Source organism: Azospirillum brasilense (genome assembly GCF_008365405.1).
GTDB classification, from domain to species: Bacteria; Pseudomonadota; Alphaproteobacteria; order Azospirillales; family Azospirillaceae; genus Azospirillum; species Azospirillum brasilense_D.
The window spans coordinates 1-1,733 of sequence record NZ_QOKV01000068.1 but is presented as its reverse complement, the minus strand read 5'-3'; the positions used below and the strand labels follow the sequence as shown (position 1 = coordinate 1,733).

The 1,733-nt window shown below is 68.8% G+C and carries 3 protein-coding genes; all 3 read left to right on the top strand.

Annotated elements, in window-relative coordinates; genetic code table 11:
- The first annotated feature begins 85 nt into the window (after positions 1 to 85).
- Positions 86 to 451 carry an IS66 family insertion sequence element accessory protein TnpA gene (gene tnpA / locus DS837_RS31760; protein WP_149168392.1) on the top strand — a complete coding sequence of 122 codons (366 nt, stop codon included), beginning with the start codon at positions 86 to 88 and terminating at the stop codon, positions 449 to 451.
- Positions 448 to 801 carry an IS66 family insertion sequence element accessory protein TnpB gene (gene tnpB, locus DS837_RS31755; protein ID WP_149168391.1) on the top strand — a complete coding sequence of 118 codons (354 nt, stop codon included), beginning with the start codon at positions 448 to 450 and terminating at the stop codon, positions 799 to 801. The genes tnpA and tnpB overlap by 4 nt, the downstream gene beginning before the upstream one ends.
- 46 nt (positions 802 to 847) lie before the next feature.
- A partial coding sequence (locus DS837_RS31750) for an IS66 family transposase (protein ID WP_149168390.1) occupies positions 848 to 1,733 on the top strand: 886 nt, incomplete at its 3' end.

The following is a 1,733-nucleotide window of genomic DNA, read 5'->3' as shown; positions in this document are numbered from 1 at the left end:
GTATCCGGCATCGCCTCCCCACGTAGCCCAGGTTTCAGCCGGTCCGTAGTCTTCCGCGCGTACCGATCAGCTGCGGGAGGCGAGGATGGGATCGACGGGGACGGGCTCGGGCGAGTCGTTCTGGCGGGGTCACGTTGAGGCGTGGCGGACGAGCGGACAGAGCCGCGGCGACTACTGCGCGGCGCAAGGGCTGTCGCGCAAGACCTTCGGCTGGTGGGCATGGCGGTTCGATCGCGAGCCCCGGCCGGCGGAAACGGGAGGCCCGGTCGGGCGCTTCCTCCCGGTCGAGGTCGCCGCGATCGCGGCGGCCGCGGAGGAGCCGGACGTCGGCACGACGGCGGTGACGGACGAGCGCATCGAGATTGCCTTGCCCGATGGCGTCGCGGTGCGGGTCGGGTCCGGCTTCGATGCCGCGGCGCTGCAGCGGGTCCTGCAGGTGCTCGGGCGATGATCGCCCCGCCACCGGGTGTGCGGGTGCTGGTGTGGTCGGAGCCGGTCGATTTCCGGCGCGGCATGGACAGCTTGGCCGCTCTGGTGCAGGTGACGCTGCACAAGGACCCGTTCGCCGGCGACGTTTACGTCTTCCGCTCGCGCCGAAGTGACCGGGTGAAACTTTTGGTCTGGGACGGCACAGGGCTGCTTCTCATTTCAAAGAGGCTTGAGCGGGGCCGTTTCCACTGGCCGCCGGTGAGCGACGGCATCGTGCGGCTGGCCCCCGTTCAGCTGTCCGTGCTGCTCGCCGGCCTGCCCTGGGAGCGCCTGCGCGTGCGCGAGATCGAACGGTCAAAGGCCGCCTGCTGAACAGAAAGTGGTAGTCCTGTCAGCATGATGCGAGTAAAATCGGGCCATGGCGCCCGACTTGTCCACGCTTCCAGAAGATCCTGATCAGCTTCGTGCCAAGCTGATGGAGATGATGGCCGCCAACAATGCTTTGCGCGAAGAGCGGGATCACTTCAAAGCCGCGTACGAAGAGGTTGAGGCCGAACGCAGCCATCTGAAGGTGGCCTACGAAGAGGCGGAAACCGAACGCAATCACCTGAAGGTCGCCTACGAGGAGGTCGAGGCCGAACGCCAGCGGCTCAATGCCGTCCTTCAGCAGCTGCTGCGCCGCCAATCCGGTCCGAAGTCCGAGCGCCTCGATCCCGAGCAGTTCCAGCTCGCCCTGGAAAACATCGAGCAGGATCAGGCCACCAACGCCACGGCGGCCGAGGAAGCCGCGGCGGGAACCCCGGAGGAGAGCCGGCGGCGCAAGCGGGCCCCGGCCCGGCGCACCCTGGGGCACTTGCCCGAGCACCTTCCCGTAGACGAGATCCGCATCGAGCCCGCGGACACCAGCTGCCCGTGCTGCGGCGGGGCGATGCACGAGATCGGCGTCGAGACCACCAAGCGCCTGCACATTACGCCGATGAAGCTGCGCGTGCGGGCGATCGTGCGCCCCAAGTACGGCTGCCGGGCGTGCGCCGAGGCGGTGGTGCAGGCGCCGGCGCCCGCCAGCATCATCCCCGGCGGCCTGCCGACCGAGGCACTGCTGGCGCACATCGCGGTGGCCAAGTACCAGGATGGCCAGCCGCTCTACCGCCAGTGCCAGATCTTCGCCCGCGACGGCGTCACGCTCGACCGCCAGACCGCAGCCGACTGGATGGGGCGGGTGGCGTGGTGGCTGTCCCCACTGTGGGAGCGCCTGCTCACCGACGTGCTGGCCTCGCCCAAGCTGTTCGTCGACGACACCTACC

Bases quoted from the DNA above. Each gene is read 5' to 3' on its own strand.
- tnpA (WP_149168392.1), top strand. From the start codon at position 86: ATGGGATCGACGGGGACGGGCTCGGGCGAGTCGTTCTGGCGGGGTCAC.
- tnpB (WP_149168391.1), top strand. From the start codon at position 448: ATGATCGCCCCGCCACCGGGTGTGCGGGTGCTGGTGTGGTCGGAGCCG.